We start from the raw sequence: 21,507 nt of genomic DNA on the forward strand, positions 1-21,507 counted from the left end.
GTACCGTCCATTCATTAGGTCAACACCAATCGCCATTAATACTCAATTGGCAACCCTTAGCTAAAGTACGAAAAACTTGACTAAGGTCGTCAAGAAAAGAGTCGTGATCGCCAATCTCAGCTGCCCCAACATCCGCAACTTCCATAACAGTCAGCTTATCTGATCCAGACTCAGATTGGGCAAGCGCATACCCTTCAGGCCAGCGCTTGCTCATATACGCAGCGATATGGTTTTCCCAGCGGTCATAGAGGCTCTCGTTACGACTAACAATTTCCCAGGCTTCGTCGTATAGGGATTCTTTGTTCATGCTCTGCTCCGTTCGTTGAAAGGTCAAATAGGTAACTAGCGAACCGGCTTGGGGATTCGGCTAGACAGATGTATTTCACCTTAACGGAGCGTAATTAGGGGCAAATAATCTCTTTGAATTGGCTATGTTAGTTGGCCACCATGTTGAATTTATCCTCGAACCATCACGAATGGCATAGCGCCAAAGACTCCCGAAATTTCATCATCTTTTGGGTATCCTAGTAAGGAAGCCTCATCCCAAACCTTGTCCATTAGCTCGACTTCGTGAGAAAAGCGTTTAACGATCTCTCTCGCAATCATCGTCTGAATAAATTTAACCAGCCTTGACTTGGCGCTATCCCTATCAAATCGAATACGCTGAACATCCAAATGCTCATTCAGATGGATAAGTGCAGAATTTGAAATTTTCAACCCTTGAGAGGTCACACTGCTCCAATAGCCATCACTCATTCCCATCGCCCGGCTGATAGACCTAACAGTCGTTTCAGGAAAAGCTTTGCACATAGCTCCATAGAGTTCTTCATCAAAATTGATCATCATGACCTCCTCATTGCATAAAGTATTTATGCGCCGAAATGGACATCTCATGGTGTTACGAATTCACTCACGATTGGAATCGGCATAAATACTGCATGAAGACTTTCACCGCATTGATCAAGGCCACAGTCAACGGTAACGTTCGCGCTGTTCCAACTCAAATTACAGCGCAAAACTCTACGGATGCACGATGGCTACTACAGGCCATTTATGGTTTTCACGCACTGGTATCTGCTCCTACAGAGATTCATGAAGATAATGAGATCACTGAAATCATCCAACCTAAGACACCAGAACAATTGCGATTGGACAACCTCAGGGCGGCCAAGGACAGAGCTAATGACGCACTAAAGATTGAGCGAAATAGGCAAGCCAAGCAGCGCGCAATTAAGACTCTCTCGAGCATCAACAATCCCAAAATTTCTTCAAACTTATAGTCAGAAAAAAATCCACCTAATCGGCGATCACTCTGATGATTCATTTAATCAGCTGAAATTTTTGCAGTAACAACGTAAGTCACTTATTCATTTCCGCTAGACCAACTTTTGGCGAAACATCCTCAATCTGTACACCCAGCTCAATGGTTACCGGCTAGATGTAGACCGTTGATGAAAATTCACATCCTGCAGCCCTTCGCTCTGCATTTTCCAACCGTGCTTTATGCTCTGCCTCGTACAAAAGCACGTCCTTGCTCACCGATGTGTACTTAAACAGCTGAGTAGACTCCAAACGCCAGTAGTGATTCATTGTTTTTTCTTGTATCTCCATCTCAATTTCACTCTTGAGATCAGCACCCAATCGGTTACGAAAAAAAACAGCGTCATGCACATTTGCCAGCGGTTTTCTTCCGTGGCTTGCCGCAACTTCACGCAGTACGTTCATGACCTGCGTTTCACTTTGTTGGTAATAAAAAGCCAGGACTTTTGATTTACTCAATCGCCCGCTTGAAGTCTGAAGGAACGGACTTGTCAAGATATCGCCTGCGTCATTTTGAAAGTGGTTGAATATGTAGTTATCCAAACAATTCTGCTCCTGTATGAACTTGCGTATCGTTGCGTCTCCTAGGAATCTCTTGCGCTCCTCGGAATTCTTAATGATGTCAACAAGTGCAGAATTTTTCCATGCTCCAGTCATGTCGTACCACCCTGTTGTAGTAGCTCTGGCACCAAAACTGATCGCTGTGACAGCTGCCTTGAGCAGCTTAGTCTGTAATTCTTTTGGAACATTGGTGCCCTCCAAAAAAGTGAAGTGCCGCATCGTCCGCATGAAGTCTGCTTTATCTTCCAAATAACCCGTTGTTACAGAAAATGCTTCACGCACAGTACGACCGTCCTGATTAGCCGCAAGAACACTTTTGGCAAAGCCCATCTTCCAACTAATCACACTAGATCGAATGTCATACTCCCAGCAATCACCCAAGATAGCACTACGTAGCTGTTTATTCACGTTTTGAATACTGGTGCCTTCGTAGTAAATGCGACCAAAGAAGCTGGGCCTCTTTCGTTGGTAGTACCAGCCACCTTCACTAATTGCAGTTGCCAATATGGTTCGCGCCTGCCTAAGCGCCAAGGATTTGCTCTCAACTTTCATCAAGCTTGACTCATCAGTAAGCCATTGAATGTAGGCTTGCAATGACTTTTGATTGACTTGCAAGGCATCGTACTCATCAGGACTCCAACGTTCTGCAGTATTCATACACCCAGATACAGCAACACTTAGCGGCTCTTCGAGCTCATCCCATTCTTCTGTCATCACCACTAGTTCCGTCAACTTAACATCGGAGATTTTTCCTGTCAGATTTGATCCTTGCGTAACTGTTCGCACCAGCTCTAAACCGTTTTCCCTAAGCCACGCATGCACACGCTTTCGGTTTTCGCCAATCTGCCCACCTAAATTTGCCAAACGTTGTAATGAAATGCTGTATGCGCCTAACTTTCTCTGCACAGGGCTTTGCCCATGCATAAGCGCCTGACACACCAACCCCTCCAAAGTTTTTACATATTTAGCTAAAGCTCTTTTGGCCGAATTTTTAGGAAGCGGAAATGCCGCAGCCAAGGCCTGCTCAACTTCAGGCCGAACATTAATCTTGATCATTTATCCCCCTTAATTTGCGTGGGTGGTATTAACTTATTTATCCCGTCACAAAATAGGTGTGTGCATTATGCAAAGTAGGTGTGTTAAAGAAAAAGTAACACGCTTATAGTAATTAAGCCGACCAGCCCATTGCGGACTTATTACTGCATACTTGGATTGGTCACTTGCAGTTCATATTTTTTTTCAAACTAACGTAACTTGATATTCTTCGCCGTCTTTGTAGGTATCCTGCATTTGATCAGGTTTGCAGTTACTAAGTAGACTGAAGATGATATCTTCCAGGCCATCGTTCTGAATTGCATTGACAAAATCAACAGGCGTTGATGCATTAGATAGATCAATATCGTAGTTGGTCAATAATAAATTGATCAAATCGTTTGTGGATTTTTGATCCAATTCAAAGCTGCAGCTAGTAACAACAACTGTCTCACGCTTAACAGTAAATTTCATCCTCTTTGCTCCTAGAAAAAAATTAAAAATTTCCAACACGGACGACCATAAAGCATAGCCAATACCAATTGGCTAGCTATCCGCACTTAATGCATTGGAACATTGCTCCAATGCATTAGCGCAAGTAATATGCTCTTGTAATTTGTACTGTCAACCAAGTAAGCTCTGCTTAAGTCTCATACTATCACGCACAATCTTTGAAGAGCTAGCGCCGTTGAATTCTTCCACCATGCTCTCGTTGCCTTCTTTAAAGAATGAGATTCGACTTACCCAACCCTGCGGGGTCAACTGCTGCAGTGTTGAATTGTTAATTAACAATCGTCGTGATGCAATCGCCCATAAATCGACACGATCACCAACTTTTTTGGCTGTTAACTCAAGAGTTTTTCCATAAGGTGTCCTCACGAGCTTGTTACGTTGATAACTGCCATACCAAGCTTTAATTTCTGGATGTTTGTCGAAATCAAATGCAAATCGCCATATTCCACCCAAATATTTAGCAACTTTTAAATGATCTACTGGCGCCCGACTTTTTAATTGATTAATTAAACTCGTTTCTGGCAACTCAGGAATCATCGGTAATGCACTAGTCGGATATGAATCTTCCTTAGTTAGCCAAACCAAATTTTCATTCGGCAAACCCACGATCGCGGGAGCAATTGCATTAATTTCTTGGTTCAAAATAATTGAACCAACTTTATAACCCTTTGTATAATGATATACTTTTTTCATTTTCAATCCTTAATTTAAAAAACTCAAATATTTGAGCAACTCCATACTCTGGCATCGCTTCAATTTACTTAATTAACAGGTTAGTTTGTTACCAACTTAATCATTGGAAAGTATCACAGCCAAATCATGAATCCAATCATGAATGTTATTTCTAATATGATCTCTCATCTCTTCTTTTGCACTATATAAATAGTCATTACAATCATTTTCTAGCGCAATACTCAGCTCATCAATTAATGCTTGCTCCCTAGCGCAATCAGGATCAACCTGCAAAAGTACATCATTTCCAGCACTGCAAAACCCTTTATGTTTGGCAAATGCTGACTTTGTTTGATCACTAATTTCAATTTCTCTACCCAATATCTCTATTTTCATAGAATCACTCCTTGCTTATAATTTAAGATCCATAATTTGATATTTAATAATCCATCCATTTACATATCTACCTCCGTAAAACTGATGATCGAACTGTAATAAAATGAATGCCGTATTAGGATAAACAATGATTTAAAGAAGATTTTGTTAACACGTCCAATTCACAAGAAACCCTTACGACAAAAAAATCTTTAATACGATTTAAATTTAAAAGTGCCAATCAACAATAGATACAGATTTTGAAATTAATGACACTAAGTGAAATAATGAGCTCAAACTAACTCAGCTAAAGTCCAAAATGATTACAGATGAAGAACTTGGCAGATTGAAGGCGATTCCCCGATCATTCAGAAAACCACTACCCTCGGAAGAAGAAGCTCGCGAAGTTGAAGGGAGCCTTTATCACATGTGGTGGCGCTGTCTGCGAGCAAGTAGCAAGTACTTGGAATGTTGCGAAGTGGAAGGTCGTAACCACGCACTTTCCCAAACCTACGCAAACTTTGGAGATGTGCGGGTTAAATGGCCCATATGGTGGAGACGTACGGGAAGAGTTATCTTTAGTGAGCGACATGACTACCCGAAGGTTCGCGCAATCACCAAAGACAGAGCACTTACAAAACTGAATGTGGAATCCGAGAGCTTTCTGATCTTGGATGTTCCCTTGGGACTACGTAGGACAACCGTCCTTGAGCAGATCAATAAACTACTAGATGAACATCACCCAGGTCGTGATTTAGATGTCTGGGCTCAAAGCACTGCGAAGGTCAAACTTCATAAGAGCAAGTTACATGAGAAAACTTTGCCACAGTTAGTACTTGTAGCCGAGATCCTGCACAAGAAACCTGAGATCTTGTTATATGAACTTGCAGAAGTTGCTGGACTAGCTGAAATTCATCTTGGTCGATCTGTACAAGAAGAATTAACCAAGAGAGAGGAACATCAACGCAGAGAAATGGCTGCAAGCAGATATAAAGACCAAGCCAATAAACTTGTTATAAATGCAGCTCACGGCCGATTTCCGTGCATTGATTAGTTTTTATTGCACGTCAATCAATATTGGTTCACAAACGCGTTCTAAGTTTTCATTTAAATCTTGAAAAACGGACTCGATTGCTTCGCATATTTCATCACTACGTGTAATTTCATTTTGGTCAGCGTAATCGTAAATGGCCCCGACAATCATTTCATTAATCTGAACGATCTGAGCAGTCCCTCTAGCGCCTATAACGTGCAACTTGCTAGCTAACCCTTTAGCAATTTCATCTCTTCGAGAAGAAGATAACCGCAGCACTTCAATTTGACTGAATTTATTTTCACAACAAGCACACTTCATTACCAAATAATTTCCCATAACCAATCTCCTGTAAAGTTGAGATTGATATGATCATTCAAAGCAGCTTAGAAAAAATGAAATATTCATTTTCAAAGGGCTCAGTTAACATTAATTTCAATACTCGCTGGGCAACATGATCACCCAGTGCTCACCGTCCCAACAGGCGTACAAAGTAATACCCTGCATCGGAAAGTCTGTATAAGGGATCTGTTGACGAGCATGCTCTTTGCCGTTTCCATCCTCGTAGTACATGGTTGCCTTGCTGTTCTTCACTGTCATACGCACTTGAACAAACCAGTCCTGTGTCCCAATTTCGGACAGATGGCTTGCAATCGCATCCATCATCCAGAAGCACTCAGCCTCTTCAGCCAGATACTTGGTGCCATCTGTGAGCAAGTGTCTGCGACTGATTCGGTAATAGCCCGTTGTGCCAATAAATTGCGTAAGTTGGGTTGAGTCAAATTTCTTTTTCATTTCACGCCTCCAACTTAGCCAACTCAGCTTGTCTATTGACTTGCTCTTTTGTATAACTATCCATTTGCATGTCCTCTGTTGTTTGTGTAACTACAGTTTGTTTTCAGACGCACAGATGGACAACCGAAAAATTGGTAACCCGATAACTTGGACGGGTACCGAGTAAAAAACACCAGGGGTTGAAAAATCCGATTTCAAAATTTTTCGCAACCCAGAAATTTTGGGATGCAAGACCCATTCGGGCAGCAGTTGCAAACCGCACTACTTTCAAAATTTCTCTCATATCTAGCAAATTTCTACGCGTTAAAACGCCCTACAGCACGTCGATTTCTGAGCCCGAATACTTTGAGTGCTGAGAACCCAGATCAGCGCTTGTAGGGCTTTCTATGCAACCTGCGCTGGTTATCCACAGCTCGCGTGAGTTATCCAAAAAAAATCACGAAAAATGCTGCTTTTAATAGATTTCAAAGTTTGGGCGTTGAAATCATTGAAGAAAAAAACCGCTAAAAAGTTATCCACAGTCAGTTCGTTTCGCCCTGCTCCAGCTCAGAAACCCGACAGTTTGGACGGACTCAGGTTGTCCAGATAAATATATGAAAACACAATGCAATTAACGCAAACACATGATTTAGGAGAGACGAAATGGCACAAGCAAAAACACTCACAGCATCAAAACTGGATCAACTACTGAACTACATCAATACGCGCAAGTACGCAGCCCGTAACAGAAGCATGATGCTGCTAACGCACTGGGCAGGTTTGCGTATTGGTGAAGTTGCTTGTTTACGCTGGTGCGATGTCACAACCACAGACGGAAAAATTAAAGATGAGATCCGCTTGCTGCCCGACATGACCAAGGGCCGTCACGCTCGTACTGTGTTTATAAATGCCAAGCTAAAATCTGAATTGCAAGCCTACGCAGCACAAACAAAGTGTGTAGATCGTAGTTACCCATTTTTTGCAAGCCAAAAAAGCGTCAAGGCAGGATTTAGCGCAAACAGCTTGTCACAAACATTTGCCCTGCTGTACGAGGGTGCTGGGCTTGAGGGCGCAAGCAGTCACAGTGGGCGCAGAACGTTTCTTACAAACCTTGCCAACAAGGGTACAGCAATTCATTTGCTCAAAACGCTTGCTGGTCACCGCAGCATCCAAACCACTGCCACTTACCTGTACAGCAGCCCCGCGCAGCTGCGCGCTGTTGTTGAGTTAGCCTAAGCTTTAGCTCAAAAAAAAGCTCACTAAAAGTGAGCTCATCTTTCTCAAGTAATAGGCGCAATTTAAGAGTCGTCTGTTACAGCCTCAATTAAAGCAGCACCAAGGTGTGAGTAATAAGTGTAAACAATATCACTTACACACAAATATTTTGTACGTCGATCCGATCCCAAGTGAAAAGCTTTAGCAAGACCATTCTCTCTAATCGACCATAAGGAACGGTGAATTGTGCAAGGAGATCCAAGCTGTCTAGAACCCATAACATCTGTAATCTTTAATGGTTGATTTATCGAAGCTCTTACAGAAATAACCTCAAGAAGCTTCATTTCAAATTGACTGATAGCGTGCAACTGCATGAACTCTTCTTCAAGCGCATTTTTTAAATTAGTAAATTTCAAATAACTGTTCATCTTTAACGCCTTACGTGATCAATAAACGATGAATTTGTTCGCATGCAACCCTGATGCCATCTTCTAGTGTGAAAGATTGCGCACTGTCTCTTAACTTTCCATCAGTTTTTTTAGAGTCAGACAACACGCTCAACACACCCGCAAGTAGTTCATCTTCGGATAGCTTTTTAAAAGGTAAGACTTCTGCAACACCGATTTTTTGAGCCCTTACTGCTTGGTCAAATTGATCTAGTGTTCTAGGAAGAATCAAACTTGGTTTACCAGCAGCAATCACCTGCATAAGCGTTGCCACGCCTCCGTGATGCACCACGCATTGACATGCCCTAAAGAGCACTGAGTAATCAGCAAAGCTACACACATGTACAGGCATTGATTGGCCAAAATTTAATGGGACACCCTCGCGCTTTATGAGTACAGCCCTCACACCAAGCTTTGCAATTACCTTGAGAGCCAAGTCATAAAAATCTTGTGGGTCCACCCTAGCAACAGAACCTAATGTAAAAACAACAGGTGCCGGACCAGATGCCAAAAAATGTTCAAGGCCTACATCGTGAGTCTGATGCGCTACACGGATCGTTTCTTTCACGAAACCACACTGAACCGTCTTCGCAGGCCAATCAGCTTGAGGTTTAGCCAGCAACGGCGAGAACAAAGCCAAGTTCAACCAAGGTGAGTAACGCCCTGCAAACAAGGGGTGTTGATGGGACAACCCAAGCTCTTGCTCTATCTGGCGGTAATCCACATAAATCACGTCTGATAGTTTTAAGAAAAACCACCGTAAGACAGCTTTCCACCAATTTGGCAGCACCGAGTCTTTGCCTAGCCAGCGCAAGCCATGCAAATAAGGTGGGTCTGTGAATGAGATATACGCCATCGGCGACACACCCGAAAAGACCCAAGGCTTGCCCAGCGCACGTGCAACTAATGGCGCAGCCAAACTGGTTTGAGAACCAATAATCAAGTCAAAGCTAGGAGCCAACCTTTGAATGCATGCCACTTCTTCGCGTAGGTGCCAACCAAGCTTGCGAAGCACTTTCAAACTTCCCAAAAGGCTTTGCGATAAACCTTTAAAAGCTTTTGTGTTTTGCGCATCAGCATCTTGGCCAACATCAAATGCCACGCATTCAATGCCTTGTTTTTTCACAACGCCTAAATTTGAAGCATTCACAACCATCAAGACCTGATGACCGTTTTTTTGCAGACCATGCGCAAGGGCGATGTATGGCAGTACATCTCCCAAAGAGCCGCGTGTACAAATCAGAATTTTTGACAAAGGGTTGCTTTAACTGCTGAGCATCAAAAAATGGTTTGGCTGTCGAGCTTGGATTTGCGAATCAAGTCCACCACCGGCTGCTCCCGCTTGTTCGCGCGCTGGCAGTGGCCCGGTTGAAACTTATCGGTAATGCGAATCACCACTTTCGCCCAGCGCTTGTCGCGCTCACGCCACGCATGAGAAGAAATCGATTCCCATGCGTAGCCATTAAAAATAGTTGCATTCACAAAGTTATCCATTGCACGAACACCTGCACGTCCTCGTGAATTAGGTCCGAAAATACCAATCCAAACAAGAATCCAATAACCAAAAACGGCTAAAGGGATCAACGCGCACAGAAGAATAAAGCCAACCGCCCTCTCCCTCATACAGCTTCGCTTCGTCTATGTAGCTTCAGCCGCACCCCGTTCGCTGAACGAATCGTCAAACGCCCCACAGGTTGTGGCTCGTGCTCTGGCAAGGCTGAAATCCGGTAGTCACGTACCAAGCTTGCCAAGATCAACGTCGCCTCTTGCAACGCAAAGGCCGCGCCCATGCAGACCCTCGGCCCCATGCCAAACGGCAAGTAGGCTTGCTTCAATGACTCGCGTGAAGCGTCGTTGTCATAACGATCGGGGTTAAACACATCAGGGTCATCCCACAACTCACGGTGTCGCTGAATGAGCCATGGCGACACCACCACTGTCGCCCCCTGCTCTACCGTCTTTTTGCGCATGGGGCATACAGAAGTAGATTGCCTAGCCATGAACCCCACAGGCGGAAACAGGCGTAAGGTTTCTCTGAACACATTGCGCACCAAGTCTAGGTAGCGCATGTCTGACAGCTCGGGCTGCCTATCTGCCAAATGCATCACCACATCTTGGTGCATGCGCTCTTGTATATCGGGTGCGTTGGCCATCAAATAAGCAGCCCAGGTTAAGGCGCTGGCCGAAGTTTCGTGCCCTGCTAAAAACAACATAGCCACTTGGTCTAGCAACTCTTCAAAGCTAAAACCCTCGCCTGATACTTCATCTTTGGCATCTAAAAACGATTGCAAGATGTCTGTGGTGTGATTCGGCTTAGCTGCACGGTGCGCATCAAAGCGCGGGCGAATCAGTTGCCCTAACAACCCGCGAATGGCAGCTGCCGCACGCCGACTGCGCCAAACATCCCAAGGCCACACCAACCAACGCAGCCCGTAGATAGACGGCAGCATCAGCCGAGGCGCAATGGCCTGAAACCTTGCAAACTCTGTGAAGATGCGCTTGGCATCAGCGCCCTCCATGGGCACCGAAAAAATAGTGCGAAAGATAATGTCTGCCGTCACATGCGTCATCTCAACTTCTAGGTCGTACTCCGCCCCATCTGGCAAAGCAGACAAACGCGTCAGCATGTCACCAACCGCTGCTTGCATCACTGGAAAAGCCACATTAAGGCGCGCCTGTGCAAATGCGGGGTCCATCATGTTGCGTTGCTTGCGCCATTGGTCACCCGATGTCGTAAAGATGCTTTCTCCCAACAAAGGCTTCAAGGCCTCACCTAGCAAATTGCTTTTAGGGAAAGCCTCAGCCTGCGTGTCCATCACCTGCTTCACCAAAGTAGGTTCGTTCACCATGTAAAGGTCTAAGCCAGGTAAGTGCACCTCGCCCATGCGCATGCGGTAGCTGCGCTCATACAAGGCATCCAGCCACGAACGTCTGGCGCTGAAAAACATCAGCAAGGCTGAAGCCTTGCTTTGGCGAGGCTTGGGGTACACAGGGCAAAAATGGCGCATCACAACTTTCTCTTCAGCATCACTTGTATGCCCTTGGCTGATCGCACAGTCAAACGCCCCACCACCTGTGGCTCAAACCCCGGTACGGGCAACACGTCGTAGTTCTTCATCACAGCATTCAAAATTAAAGCGGCTTCTTGCATGGCAAAGCCTGCCCCAATGCAGGCACGTGCTCCCAAACCAAAGGGCAAGTAAGTGCCTCGCACGGGGGCGTTGTCTTTGTTCAAGAAACGTTCAGGATTAAACACATCGGGCTCACGCCACCAGCGTCTGTGCCGATGCAACAGCCACGGAAACACCAGCAAAGCATCACCCTTCTTCACCTTAGCACCGCGAATTTCTTGGTCTTGCATCGCCTCGCGCGGAAAGTAGCCAACGGGCGGGTACAAACGCAAGACCTCTCGAAACATAGCAGCCACAACACTAAGCTGCCGCATCTCTGTAAAGTTCAGTTCACCCGTAGGGGCAACCTGAAGTAATTCATCTACCAATTGTTTTTGTAGCTCGGGTGCCTCGCCCAACACATACAAGCACCAGCTCAACGAACTAGCCGATGTTTCGTGCCCTGCCAAAAAGAGCATGCACACTTGGTCTAGCACCTCTTGCTCGGTCAAAGCAGCGCCGTCTTCTGGGTCTATGGCACAACGCAAGCCAGACAAAATGTCAGCACCGTTTTGCTCTTCGCAAGTGGTTAAAAACTCAAACCGTCGGCGCACTTTTTCACCCAAAAAGGCTTTGATCACTGCCGCGTATTGGCGACGGCGATAGTCATACCAAAGCACTGGCAAACGCAGCAGTTTGCAAACCATCACCTTTTGCGCAAATTCTTGGTAGCGGGTGAAAGCAGCAAACAGGCTAGCTGCTTCGGCCTCACCCAACGGCGCTGAAAAAATGGTGCGGTACACGATGTCTGCCGTCACATGCGTCATGGCGGCATCGACATCTAGGGGCTTGCCAAGGTCCTGCTGCTCAAACCGCAACAACATATCGTGGCACGCCTGCTGCATGAGCGGGAACACCAAACTCAAACGAGCATGACCAAAGGCCTGGTCCAGCATGCGCCGCTGCCGCTGCCACACTGCGCCATTGGTGGTGAATGGGCTAGAGCCAATCAACGGTTCTAACGACTCGTGCATCAAACGGTGTTTGGGGTAGTTGGCTGGCTCTTTCACCAAAATGCGCTCGACCCACTTGGGGTCGTTGACGATGAATACACGCATGGCTGGCAGCCAAAAGTGGCCTAGCAGCATCTCGTAGCTTTTGTGGCTGAGTGCGTCTATCCACGAGTGGGCCACTCGCCAAAAGCCCAGCACCCCCACCTTGCTTTTTTGTAGCGGCGTAGGAATGGGTGGTGTGAACTTAGGCATGCGCCCTCTCAATGTGCTGCTCAAACAATTTGGGGCCATACAGCACGTCAAACAAATTAAAGTTACCCGCTAACTCTGGCGCACGCAAATACAAAAAATGCGCGTCTAGTTTGTTTTGCCAAATCAACGCCCAGCTTTGAGGGGTGTACATCTTGAAAAAACTGGCACTGTGCAACACAGGCATCAGGGCCTTGCTGTGGTCCACATCTGTTTTGACCAAGGGGTGCGCACGGTAAAAACACAGTGGGTCAATCTTGGCCGTCACATCCCACCACAGCAAATGTGTATGGAAGCTCAAGCGCTGCAAAGCTTCTTTGAATAACTGGGCTTTCGGCCTTGGCACCATGGCAATGAACGGGTAGCACTGCCCCAAAGTCAGCACCTTGGTTTTTCGCCCCTGCTGCAACGCCTGCCAGCGTGGGTCTTGCAGCAAAGCATCCACAGCGCCCACCATCATCAAGGTGCCAATGCTGTGGCCCACCAGCAGCACCTCATCCACTGGGTCTTCTTGTTGGCTCTGTATCACGTGCTCTACCCATTGCTGGGTACGTTGTTCTGCACCCTCTATGCCACTGCGCCCCATGCGAATGACATACGTAAAAATTCGAAGCAGCCAAAACAAGCCCCTGCGCTCGCCATACACACCCAGTACCACCACCAACCCAGCCCCCATAAGCCAAGCAAACACTTGCCACACCCATTGCAGCCATTGGGGCGCCGACATCAACGCAGTAAGTGACTGCAAACCCAAAGCTAGCAAAACACCAAGCAACAACAAACCCAGCAAATAGGCCCCCGGCAATATACCGGTCATATAAACGCCCTCAAAAATTTGCTTCACCCGCGACAAATCCACATCAAAAATAATGCCGCGATACGCAAGCCAAAACTCTTTGGCTAAAGCCCAAGGGCTTTTGCTCCAATGGTTGCGGATGATGTCGTCCCAACTCATAAACACATGCTGGGTTTCAACCGACTGAGCATCTTTGCCGCTGCTTTGCCAGCTGACTGTCCAATGGTTGAACAGCTTGCCCATGCGTCTGCGGCGGCCAACACTCAAGTTGCCGCCCTGCACCTGCGGCTTGGCTGCTTCTTCTTCACACAAGCGGTGGTAACAGGCCGCACCTCGTGGGTCAAAACCGCTGAAATAATGCACGCGGCGGTGTAATGAAGGCTGCTTTGTCACAACCGCCCTGTCCAACTGTCAAACAACACCTTGGCCTTGCGCAACTGTCGGCGCACAAAACCCACACGCAGTTTGTGCAAACCACCATTCGCTTCTAAGGCTGCACGCTGTTCAACAATGCGATGCAACACTGCTTCACATGTGGTGTAGCCCTTTAAATCCCAATCCCAATAAATGGGGTAATGCAGCAGAGCCCCTGCTACCAGCTCATCCAAGGTCAAACGGCGCTGCCGTCTCTCAAACGCAGTGGCGTTTTCTGCGTAGTCTTCGGTGAGGCCCCAGCCTGCATAAAAAGGCTGGCCATACGTCACAACCTTTTTACCGCGTAGCAAAGCATCAAACCCTGTCAACGATGTCATGGTGTGTACCTCATCGCTGGCTTCAATACAACTCACCACCGACACACCCGCCTCTACATGGTCTGCATACTCGCGTGCGGCCGCCAAGGCCACGCGCCCTTTGCGGTTGAGGCTCAACACATCTGGGTGTGGCTTGTACACAATGAACGCATCAGGCCGAGCCTGGCGAACAGCACGCAGCAAATCTAAGTTGGTCTGCACAGAGGTGCAGCCTAGGCCAATAGAGGCATCGGTTTCTACCTGCCCTGGTACCAGCACCACCAAACGCCCACGGCTTGGCCATTGCACAGTTTGTCGCGGCTCTAAGTTGTATTTGGTAATGCCGTGTTCAACGATGAACGCCCTCACCTGCTGCGCCCGCTGCACATCGTCTGACGTGAACTCTCGATTGGCCAGCAGGTGTTCTAAATCCGAAGGACGTGTGGCATCAAAGTAAATGCCGCGCTCATCCAGAACTAAAGACTGAGGACGAATGAGGTCGGAGCCCAAACCTACTGAGCGAACAAAGCCGTCTTCCAAATGGAGGAGTTTTAGTTGCTTGTCTTGCGCGAACACACAAAGCTCAGGGGGAGGACTAGCCCCCCAACAAACTAAAGTTTCTTTAGGTTGAGGTGAAAGCTTTTCTAAACCACTTACATTTGGAGCAAATTGCACCAGCTCACGATGCAAGCCAAGCATGGGCTTTAGGTTAGCCGCCTTCCAGCGCCGAAAACCAACACCCAGTACACGCCCTTGGCGTTGCTCACCGTGCATGCGATTGGCCATCTCTTTTTGGCATGCCAACCAATCGATCACATTCAAAATGCTGCCCCGCTGGTGCGTGACCGGATTGAGGTAACGGGTGTAGTGGATGTAAGCCGCCGCAAACAACTCGCGCATCGATCGGTGGCGCGTGCGCCGCTCCCAAGCAGGTGAATCTTTGCAACGGTCATCCGTCACGCCCCAGCCTGCGTACCAAGGCACCCCAAAGCACACGACAGGTTTGCCCGCCAGCAAGGCCTCAAAGCCCATGGTGCTGGTGACCACATACACCTTGTCCATGTGGCCGAGCAAGCTCATGGGGTTGACCGCATCGCGCAGCAACACGGTGCGATCATCAGGCTGCACCTGCGTCAAATAGCCGCCCTTGCGGCCTGAAGACACTTCGGGGTGCGTCTTCACAAAAATAGTAGCGTCTGGGTTTTCTGCCCTGGCCGCTGCAAACATGTCTGCGAAAGTTTGAGCCGACGCACCACCCAGCGACACGCTCATGTCACCCATCGTTTGATCAACCACCAACACACGCTGCATCAACCCTTCATTGCTCGAGTTCCCCTCGTCATTGCGATCGAAGTGAAGCAATCTCAGATCAAAGTCTGCCGCGTGGTTGTATTTACTCAAACCTTTTACACGCAGCACGCGCAAGGCTTGATCTACCAGCACCTCATGGTCTGATAACACGTCATGGGAACTGGTCAGCAAAACCTCCAGCGCGCTGGGGCGGGAACAGTCGTAATAAATGCCTGCATGGTCCAGCACCAAGGCCAGTGCGGGGACAGCTTGGCCTGTGCCAAAGGAGCGTAAAAACCCATCCTCAAGGCAAGCCACCTGACTACTCCCGACCTTTGCGCACCACTTGGCAGATGCCATGCTGCGCTTTCTGCCCCAGCCCAGCCATGCGCCGTCTTGGCCTTTGCGCCATGGCCATGCGCTGGCGCGAGGCTGTTGGCCCAAAAACGAAGCCAACAAAGGCAAGCGCAGCAAGCCCATGCTCCAGAAGGGTAACCACCACTGACTGGCTTGTTTCAAATGCCAGCTACCTCAGCTATCTGTTGCAAACGGTGCTGCCATGTGTGGTGCTTGAGCACATAGTCGGCGCCCGCCAACGCACGGTCACGGTCGGCTTTGCTCAAACCGTCTTTGGCTATGCGCTGCATCAACTCGGCACACTCTTCTTGGTTGTGAACGGTGACCACATAGTCTTTAAAAAACCGGTCCACCGAAGGCGACGGATTGGTCACAGCCAAACCACCACAGGCCACAATTTCGACCAAACGACGCGAAAACATGGTGGGCGAATCGTCTACCGTGTTCACGTTCAGGGACACCATGTGATGTCTGTAAATGTCGGCCGTTTGGGCGTAGGGCACGCTGTTACGAATTTCCAGCCAAGGCAATGCTGGATAGCGGTAATGGTCTGCCTTGCGGCCAGAGTTGCGGTCATACACCGTCAAACCTAGTGGCTGGGCTGCGGCAAACATCAAGTCTTGCCACTCGCGGCGGTTGTTATGAATGTGGTGGCTGTAGCTACCCACAAAGTTGGCACGGCGCAGACTGGGGGCCTGAGGCAGCGGGTGGTGAATGGCAGGCTGCACCGCAAAAGGCAGCACCCCCAACTTCACGCTTGAACCCAAGCGCTCGCGGTAGAGGGGAATGCAATTTTCATCAACGGTAAGCACGGTGTCGAACAGCGCCGCACTGTCAATGAAACGCTCAAAGTGCACACCGTCCTCTTTGTTCCAAAACACAGTGGGGATGCCCAAGTCACGGGCACGGGCAACCAAGTGACGCAACTTGCTGTTGTTACGGTTGGGATGGTCGGGGTAGGACGCGATGCCGAACTTCCACTTGTTTCGCCAACCATTCCAAGCAGACTCAACAAACAATACATCGGGCCGATACAACTGCAACGCAAAATGCCTGCTAAAAGGCGTGAGGTGGAGGACCGAAGTTTGGAGAGCCAAAGCATTAGCCGTTAAATCATCTGAAACGAGCGCTATCTTCAAATTGAAACCATCAAATAGAATATTCTTAATTCACAATTTCTGTATCTTAGAGATTTTGCATCACTCTAATAAGGGCGGATTCAGAAGTCGACCTTTTAAAGAGTTAGTTTTTTAGCTGCGCGCTCCTAGACTGCTCTTCCGGGCAGGTCGAGAAATAACATCTCATACGGCGGATCGAGAAAAGCACCCCACGCTGGGGACTTCAGGAGTTTGTAATTAACCCCTCCCAACTTCTCAATAAATGTCTCATCGAAAATATTGATGTGACCTTTAGTCAGTATTTCTGGGCGCTCCTTCCATGGGGCTAACACAAAGACACGCTTCTTCGCGAGCGCCTGCAGTTTAAATATGAATTTCTCAGGATTCGGAACATGTTCGATGACGTGAGAGCAAGAGACGTAGTCAAAAATACTATTAAGATCGTAGACATCATCCTTAATGTTTTCTTTGATATTTTCGCCAACAAAATCCATCAGCTTGTGATATCTGCTGATGATATCGAGTGTGCTAAGGTTTAGTTTGTAGTCAAGAGTCCAACTGCTATGCATGTCGGCGAGAAAATTAGCCGCAAACCCTGCGCCAGGTCCGACGTCCAGCCAAGAGTATTCAGTAAATCTTTTGTTTTCGGTTAATCGTTCCCAAATCATTGGGAGCATGGAAATCAGAAATGCATATGATTGCGCACCATTTTTAGAAAGAATTTCATTTGGAGTTTGGCCACCAAGCTGATCAGCTAAATCAGTTACAACAAGTCTTCGCAACTCTTTGTAGAGATCAAAGCGCTCAGACGAGGAAAGGGAGTCAATTAAGTCGACTAATTCTATTTTTTCATTTAATAATTCTCAGTTATCTCATTCATGTTCTGCTTCTATTGCCATAAACCCCTCAATCCCCAAGTAACTTTTCGACTCACCACAAAAAACAGTTAGATACAGGTTGATCCAGAGTTTTGTTGTGAGCGCTGTCAGTTTTGACCTCAATAGTCAGCCCCGTTAGTCAGGGTCACATAACAGGCACGCCTTACATAGCTAATATTTCTAGATGCATATACCGAACAGTTTACGGACTCGAAGAGACTTTGTAGCTTTCGCCTGATGACATCTTGGAAAAAATTTAGCTAACATTATCTTTATTGAATACGCATTGGTCACTATTTATAAAGAAGCTAAAATATATTTTAGCTAATTTTTTCTATTTTCAACTCAGTCATTTTCATCATCAACCTAGCACTTTCGTGAATATCACCAATTCTGGATTTAACAAAAAATGGTGGAGCAATTTTTAATCTATCAAGCTCACTTCCTTCTTCGCACAAGGCCCATACTGGAGTCCCACTTCCTATGTAGTCACTTAACTTCGATGGCAAATAAGGGTTAATCCACTTTATATTCTTAGTCTCTGTATCATTAACCACTAAAACATCAAAGGACTTCGAGACTGCCAAAAAGTCAAGATATGGAACTATTTCATTAACGAGCAGGTTATTATTAAATTTATGATCGACATTTACAGACTCAGGGCTCGGAGTAAAGATATGGACCCTAATTATTTCTTTTATCTCATCCGACACGATAGCGAGTGATTTCATTAAATCACCAATACCACGGTTAACATAAAATGAACCGAAATATCCAATATTAAATTTTGATTTCTCTAGTGGATAATTAAAATTCGATAACCTATAAAATTTTTCGGGCAATGTTGGATGGCTTAACACTAAAGCTCTTTCCTCAACCCTACTTTTTAATCCATGATCAGACAGCATATTTAACATATAAGCTTTCTGAGACTCGTTAGTGAAAATAATCTGATCAGAAAAAACATAAGGCAACATCTCACACCAATAAAAAAGACGAGCCTTGCCGTCAATCTTAAATACACTTTTTTCAATTGCGTTTGTGAAACCATTCACGGCAAGCCAGGCACTATCCATATCTATGAGTCTTTCCTGGCCCTGAACATCAATGCGAAGAGGATCAGAAAACTCCGCAACCCATCTTAATTTCGGATACTTTATTTTCAAAAGAGCGGCAGCAAAATGTGAGCCAGGCCACATTGACCTACTATAAACATCGGTGTATTTTTCAATATTTCTCTCAGCAGCAGTTACCGCTTTTTTACAAAAGTCTTCTATAGCTTTCCAGTTAGCGAAACTAGGGAACGCCTGAATTTCTTGGAAGTTACCAACATATGGCTTCACTAAATCCCAGAGACTATCGTCTCGCTCCCGCACGCCTTTCATAGTATTTGAAATCACATCAACGGGCTTATTGTTTTGAATAATCCGCTTGGCACAGACTATTCCAGCAGTATCTATGTATGGCGGAAAACAGTAAGAAATTACTAAAGTATTTGACTGTTTCTCGTTTACATACTGGAATGCCCTAGGGCTGATATCTAGTCGCTCTGCAAAGTCTTTAAATTTCACCCATTCACCGGGGTTTTCCAACAAGTATCTGTTTACAAAACCAAGCTGAGAGTTGACTTTACCAATTATGAAAGCCTTCATTTCATCATTTGATACAATTTTTTCAAGCTCGACTACAACTTCCAAACGCTGCTTTACATTGAATTCAAATGATTTCGGTTGCCTAGAAACGGAGTTATCTTTTACACGACGATAGTAAATCGCATCATTTTCTTTATTAACAATACTAAAGCAAGGCTTAAAAAGGGAAACTAGCTTTGTAAAATAGACTACATCTTCGCCACTCTTGAGTTGATTGCTATATTGAATACTCTTTGCGATACCTGTTGGAACAAGCTTGCACGCATTTAACGTAATCGCTGAAGTTATGCTTTCGTACTTAACTTGCCCATCTATCACAGCTTTATCAATTTGCTGGTTAATCGAGCTTTCAAAAAAACCAAAGTCGTTAAAGTCTTTAATATTAGAAATAACAATATCGCTGTGGATAGAGTGAGCGAGGAGTCCTTGCAAAAACCCCTTCGATACAAAATCGTCGTCGTCGATAAATGTAACAAACTTACGTGTCGCAAGTGAAAGCCCATGATTCCTAGCGGCACCGGCTCCAACCAACTCGTTACGTGTTATCAATAGATTTATTTCAGGATTTTCGTTCTTGAATTTACTTAAAATATTTTCGGTGCCGTCATGCTCACCATTAAGTATAACAATAACTTCAAAGTCTTTTTTTGTAAGTGTTTGCAAAGCTAAACTATCCAGGCACTTTTTTATTGTGCCTGCACCCTTACAGCTGGGAATGATTACGCTTACGCCATTTTTGTAAAGGGCATCAAAAATTTCTGTCTCAATAAATGAAACTTGTTTATTTTTTATGTTTTCCTGCTTAAGCTCCTTCGTTTTTATTTCTGCTTCTATTTTCTTCAAGGGCATCACAGATTTCTGCTCATCAATTCGCCTCTCACACATACGGATATTTACCAAAAAGAGTGCTTCACCCATTTGGATTCCTAGGTGTTTATAAATTTTTAATGCAGCTGAGTAGTTGCCTTCACGGTATTTTTTTAATGCTAAAGCCACATGTGAAATTTTCATTTTTTATTTATAAGGATTTAGATTTTGACTTCTATTAGTTATTACTAGGTTTTATCCTAGATAGTATGTGTTGTACCTGTTTGTGACGGTCTTACAGAAGGCCGACTACATCAATAACTAGAGCGTGGCTGCGTATGCTGGCGACGGCTTGTACAAAGAGGCGGTGCTTGATGAGTACGCACACCACATCTGCGGTCGTGAGCGCGTCGTCCAGGCCACTGAATGAGAGCTTGGGAATAGCAAGCTTTTTTGGCAGCACTGCGATATTGGGCTCTACCGCAAGAACCTGGCAACCGAATTGGGCAATATTCTGGATGATTTCTACGGCAGGGCTTTCGCGCAGATCGTCAATATCGGGCTTAAAGGCTAGCCCTAGGCATGCAACCTTGATATCGGCCATGGTGCTGCCGGGCCTGCGGGCGAGTGCGTCGGCAATGGCTGCTTTTACTTTCCCCAACACCCATTCGGGCTTATGGTCGTTAACCTCGCGCGCGTTGCGAATGATGCGTGCTTCTTCGGGCGTGGTATCGACAATGAACCAAGGGTCCACGGCAATACAGTGCCCTCCCACACCCGCGCCGGGCTGCAGGATGTTGACGCGTGGGTGCCGATTGGCCAGCTTAATCAGCTCCCACACGTTAATTTGCAGCTTGTCGCAGATCATGGACAGCTCGTTGGCAAAGGCAATGTTCACGTCGCGGAAGCTGTTTTCGGTCAGCTTGCACATTTCGGCCGTTCGCGAGTTGGTGACGATGCACTCGCCTTCCACAAAAGTTTTGTAAAGGGCAATCGCCATGTCGCTGGCTTTGCGCGTCATGCCGCCGATGACTCGGTCGTTGCTGACCAGCTCTCGAACCACATGGCCAGGCAGCACACGCTCAGGGCAATAAGCCACTTGCACGTCAGCTTGCTCCCCCGCTTGTTGCGGAAAACTCAGGTCGGGTCGGGCGGCCGCCAACCAGTCGGCAAGCTGCTCTGTGGCACCCACGGGTGATGTGCTTTCTAGCACCACCAAGTCCCCTTTCTTCAGCACAGGTGCTATGCCATGCGCTGCAGCTTGTATGTAGCTGAGATCGGGCTTGTGCTCACCTTTGAATGGGGTGGGCACAGCAATCAAAAATGCGTCGGCTGGTTCTGGCTTCGTGGTGGCACGCAGATAGCCTTCGGTCACAGCTGCGTGCACCAATATGTCCAGATCGGGCTCCACGATGTGGATCTTGCCTTGATTGATGGTATCGACAGCGTGTTGATTGACGTCAACGCCAATGACTTTAAGTTTTCTAGATGCAAACAGGGTGGCGGTAGGCAGGCCGATGTAGCCCAAGCCGATCATGGAGATGGTGGTAAAGGTATTCATATTT

22 protein-coding genes are annotated in these 21,507 nt (G+C 46.6%); 3 read left to right on the forward strand and 19 right to left on the reverse strand.

Translation table 11 applies throughout. From position 1 onward, the window contains the following. Nucleotides 1–19 precede the first annotated feature (19 nt). Both QMG15_RS08095 and QMG15_RS08100 read right to left on the reverse strand, forming a co-directional pair. Complete coding sequence (locus QMG15_RS08095; protein WP_281788173.1) at nt 20–307, reverse strand: hypothetical protein; 288 nt, start codon at nt 305–307, stop codon at nt 20–22. 149 nt (nt 308–456) lie between these two features. Next, complete coding sequence (locus QMG15_RS08100) at nt 457–846, reverse strand: hypothetical protein (RefSeq protein ID WP_281788174.1); 390 nt, start codon at nt 844–846, stop codon at nt 457–459. Between the two features lie 92 nt (nt 847–938). Between QMG15_RS08100 and QMG15_RS08105 the strand changes: the two genes are divergently transcribed. Further along, nucleotides 939–1,280 (forward strand): hypothetical protein, encoded by a 342-nt coding sequence (locus tag QMG15_RS08105; protein ID WP_281788175.1) that lies wholly within the window; start codon nt 939–941, stop codon nt 1,278–1,280. A gap of 154 nt (nt 1,281–1,434) precedes the next feature. Here QMG15_RS08105 and QMG15_RS08110 read toward each other — a convergent pair whose 3' ends face one another. The 4 genes from QMG15_RS08110 to QMG15_RS08125 form a co-directional block, all read right to left on the reverse strand. After that, complete coding sequence (locus QMG15_RS08110) at nt 1,435–2,937, reverse strand: hypothetical protein (RefSeq protein ID WP_281788176.1); 1,503 nt, start codon at nt 2,935–2,937, stop codon at nt 1,435–1,437. A 183-nt stretch (nt 2,938–3,120) separates the two neighbouring features. Then, entirely contained in the window at nt 3,121–3,387 is a 267-nt protein-coding gene (locus QMG15_RS08115; protein ID WP_281788177.1) for a hypothetical protein, read from the reverse strand. Nucleotides 3,388–3,537: 150 nt separating this feature from the next. Beyond that, nucleotides 3,538–4,119, reverse strand: coding sequence for a hypothetical protein (locus QMG15_RS08120; RefSeq protein ID WP_281788178.1), 582 nt, complete (start codon nt 4,117–4,119; stop codon nt 3,538–3,540). Between the two features lie 96 nt (nt 4,120–4,215). Continuing rightward, complete coding sequence (locus tag QMG15_RS08125) at nt 4,216–4,494, reverse strand: hypothetical protein (RefSeq protein ID WP_281788179.1); 279 nt, start codon at nt 4,492–4,494, stop codon at nt 4,216–4,218. Between the two features lie 298 nt (nt 4,495–4,792). On the opposite strand from QMG15_RS08125, the gene QMG15_RS08130 reads away from it, so the two are divergent. After that, complete coding sequence (locus tag QMG15_RS08130; protein WP_281788180.1) at nt 4,793–5,527, forward strand: hypothetical protein; 735 nt, start codon at nt 4,793–4,795, stop codon at nt 5,525–5,527. 3 nt (nt 5,528–5,530) lie between these two features. Here the strand turns inward: QMG15_RS08130 and QMG15_RS08135 are convergent, their stop codons facing one another. Next, nucleotides 5,531–5,845 carry a hypothetical protein gene (locus QMG15_RS08135; protein WP_281788181.1) on the reverse strand — a complete coding sequence of 105 codons (315 nt, stop codon included), beginning with the start codon at nt 5,843–5,845 and terminating at the stop codon, nt 5,531–5,533. Nucleotides 5,846–5,941: 96 nt separating this feature from the next. Continuing rightward, complete coding sequence (locus tag QMG15_RS08140; RefSeq protein ID WP_281788182.1) at nt 5,942–6,301, reverse strand: DUF6876 family protein; 360 nt, start codon at nt 6,299–6,301, stop codon at nt 5,942–5,944. A 642-nt stretch (nt 6,302–6,943) separates the two neighbouring features. Here QMG15_RS08140 and QMG15_RS08145 point away from each other — a divergent pair. Continuing rightward, nucleotides 6,944–7,516: a site-specific integrase gene (locus tag QMG15_RS08145; protein WP_281788183.1), complete on the forward strand. Its 573-nt coding sequence runs from the start codon at nt 6,944–6,946 to the stop codon at nt 7,514–7,516. Nucleotides 7,517–7,578: 62 nt separating this feature from the next. Here QMG15_RS08145 and QMG15_RS08150 read toward each other — a convergent pair whose 3' ends face one another. The 11 genes from QMG15_RS08150 to wecC form a co-directional block, all read right to left on the reverse strand. Continuing rightward, nucleotides 7,579–7,923 (reverse strand): hypothetical protein, encoded by a 345-nt coding sequence (locus tag QMG15_RS08150; RefSeq protein ID WP_281788184.1) that lies wholly within the window; start codon nt 7,921–7,923, stop codon nt 7,579–7,581. A 10-nt stretch (nt 7,924–7,933) separates the two neighbouring features. Beyond that, nucleotides 7,934–9,196, reverse strand: a complete 1,263-nt coding sequence (locus QMG15_RS08155; protein WP_281788185.1) for a glycosyltransferase — start codon at nt 9,194–9,196, stop codon at nt 7,934–7,936. 23 nt (nt 9,197–9,219) lie between these two features. After that, complete coding sequence (locus QMG15_RS08160; RefSeq protein ID WP_281788186.1) at nt 9,220–9,525, reverse strand: hypothetical protein; 306 nt, start codon at nt 9,523–9,525, stop codon at nt 9,220–9,222. Between the two features lie 35 nt (nt 9,526–9,560). Then, nucleotides 9,561–10,949 carry a cytochrome P450 gene (locus QMG15_RS08165; RefSeq protein WP_281790105.1) on the reverse strand — a complete coding sequence of 463 codons (1,389 nt, stop codon included), beginning with the start codon at nt 10,947–10,949 and terminating at the stop codon, nt 9,561–9,563. Next, on the reverse strand, nt 10,949–12,316 hold the full coding sequence (locus QMG15_RS08170; protein WP_281788187.1) for a cytochrome P450: 1,368 nt from the start codon (nt 12,314–12,316) through the stop codon (nt 10,949–10,951). The genes QMG15_RS08165 and QMG15_RS08170 overlap by 1 nt, the downstream gene beginning before the upstream one ends. Then, entirely contained in the window at nt 12,309–13,472 is a 1,164-nt protein-coding gene (locus QMG15_RS08175; protein ID WP_281788188.1) for a hypothetical protein, read from the reverse strand. The genes QMG15_RS08170 and QMG15_RS08175 overlap by 8 nt, the downstream gene beginning before the upstream one ends. Before the next feature lie 26 nt (nt 13,473–13,498). Further along, nucleotides 13,499–15,649, reverse strand: coding sequence for a capsular polysaccharide biosynthesis protein (locus QMG15_RS08180; RefSeq protein WP_281788189.1), 2,151 nt, complete (start codon nt 15,647–15,649; stop codon nt 13,499–13,501). After that, nucleotides 15,646–16,506: a glycosyltransferase gene (locus QMG15_RS08185; RefSeq protein ID WP_281788190.1), complete on the reverse strand. Its 861-nt coding sequence runs from the start codon at nt 16,504–16,506 to the stop codon at nt 15,646–15,648. The genes QMG15_RS08180 and QMG15_RS08185 overlap by 4 nt, the downstream gene beginning before the upstream one ends. A 245-nt stretch (nt 16,507–16,751) precedes the next feature. Further along, the gene (locus QMG15_RS08190; RefSeq protein ID WP_281788191.1) at nt 16,752–17,387 is read right to left on the reverse strand and encodes a methyltransferase domain-containing protein; all 636 of its coding nucleotides are present in this window, start codon (nt 17,385–17,387) and stop codon (nt 16,752–16,754) included. Between the two features lie 416 nt (nt 17,388–17,803). Next, the gene (locus QMG15_RS08195) at nt 17,804–20,146 is read right to left on the reverse strand and encodes a glycosyltransferase (protein ID WP_281788192.1); all 2,343 of its coding nucleotides are present in this window, start codon (nt 20,144–20,146) and stop codon (nt 17,804–17,806) included. A gap of 91 nt (nt 20,147–20,237) precedes the next feature. Next, on the reverse strand, nt 20,238–21,503 hold the full coding sequence (wecC, locus tag QMG15_RS08200) for a UDP-N-acetyl-D-mannosamine dehydrogenase (RefSeq protein WP_281788193.1): 1,266 nt from the start codon (nt 21,501–21,503) through the stop codon (nt 20,238–20,240). Nucleotides 21,504–21,507 lie beyond the last annotated feature (4 nt).

The sequence above is a fragment of the Limnohabitans sp. INBF002 genome, assembly GCF_027924905.1.
Taxonomy (GTDB): Bacteria; Pseudomonadota; Gammaproteobacteria; order Burkholderiales; family Burkholderiaceae_C; genus Limnohabitans.

Coding starts and splice junctions, on each gene's coding strand:
- QMG15_RS08095 (WP_281788173.1), bottom strand. CDS start 307: ATGAACAAAGAATCCCTATACGACGAAGCCTGGGAAATTGTTAGTCGT.
- QMG15_RS08100 (WP_281788174.1), bottom strand. CDS start 846: ATGATGATCAATTTTGATGAAGAACTCTATGGAGCTATGTGCAAAGCT.
- QMG15_RS08105 (WP_281788175.1), top strand. CDS start 939: ATGAAGACTTTCACCGCATTGATCAAGGCCACAGTCAACGGTAACGTT.
- QMG15_RS08110 (WP_281788176.1), bottom strand. CDS start 2,937: ATGATCAAGATTAATGTTCGGCCTGAAGTTGAGCAGGCCTTGGCTGCG.
- QMG15_RS08115 (WP_281788177.1), bottom strand. CDS start 3,387: ATGAAATTTACTGTTAAGCGTGAGACAGTTGTTGTTACTAGCTGCAGC.
- QMG15_RS08120 (WP_281788178.1), bottom strand. CDS start 4,119: ATGAAAAAAGTATATCATTATACAAAGGGTTATAAAGTTGGTTCAATT.
- QMG15_RS08125 (WP_281788179.1), bottom strand. CDS start 4,494: ATGAAAATAGAGATATTGGGTAGAGAAATTGAAATTAGTGATCAAACA.
- QMG15_RS08130 (WP_281788180.1), top strand. CDS start 4,793: ATGATTACAGATGAAGAACTTGGCAGATTGAAGGCGATTCCCCGATCA.
- QMG15_RS08135 (WP_281788181.1), bottom strand. CDS start 5,845: ATGGGAAATTATTTGGTAATGAAGTGTGCTTGTTGTGAAAATAAATTC.
- QMG15_RS08140 (WP_281788182.1), bottom strand. CDS start 6,301: ATGAAAAAGAAATTTGACTCAACCCAACTTACGCAATTTATTGGCACA.
- QMG15_RS08145 (WP_281788183.1), top strand. CDS start 6,944: ATGGCACAAGCAAAAACACTCACAGCATCAAAACTGGATCAACTACTG.
- QMG15_RS08150 (WP_281788184.1), bottom strand. CDS start 7,923: ATGAACAGTTATTTGAAATTTACTAATTTAAAAAATGCGCTTGAAGAA.
- QMG15_RS08165 (WP_281790105.1), bottom strand. CDS start 10,949: ATGCGCCATTTTTGCCCTGTGTACCCCAAGCCTCGCCAAAGCAAGGCT.
- QMG15_RS08170 (WP_281788187.1), bottom strand. CDS start 12,316: ATGCCTAAGTTCACACCACCCATTCCTACGCCGCTACAAAAAAGCAAG.
- QMG15_RS08195 (WP_281788192.1), bottom strand. CDS start 20,146: ATGAAAATTTCACATGTGGCTTTAGCATTAAAAAAATACCGTGAAGGC.
- wecC (WP_281788193.1), bottom strand. CDS start 21,503: ATGAATACCTTTACCACCATCTCCATGATCGGCTTGGGCTACATCGGC.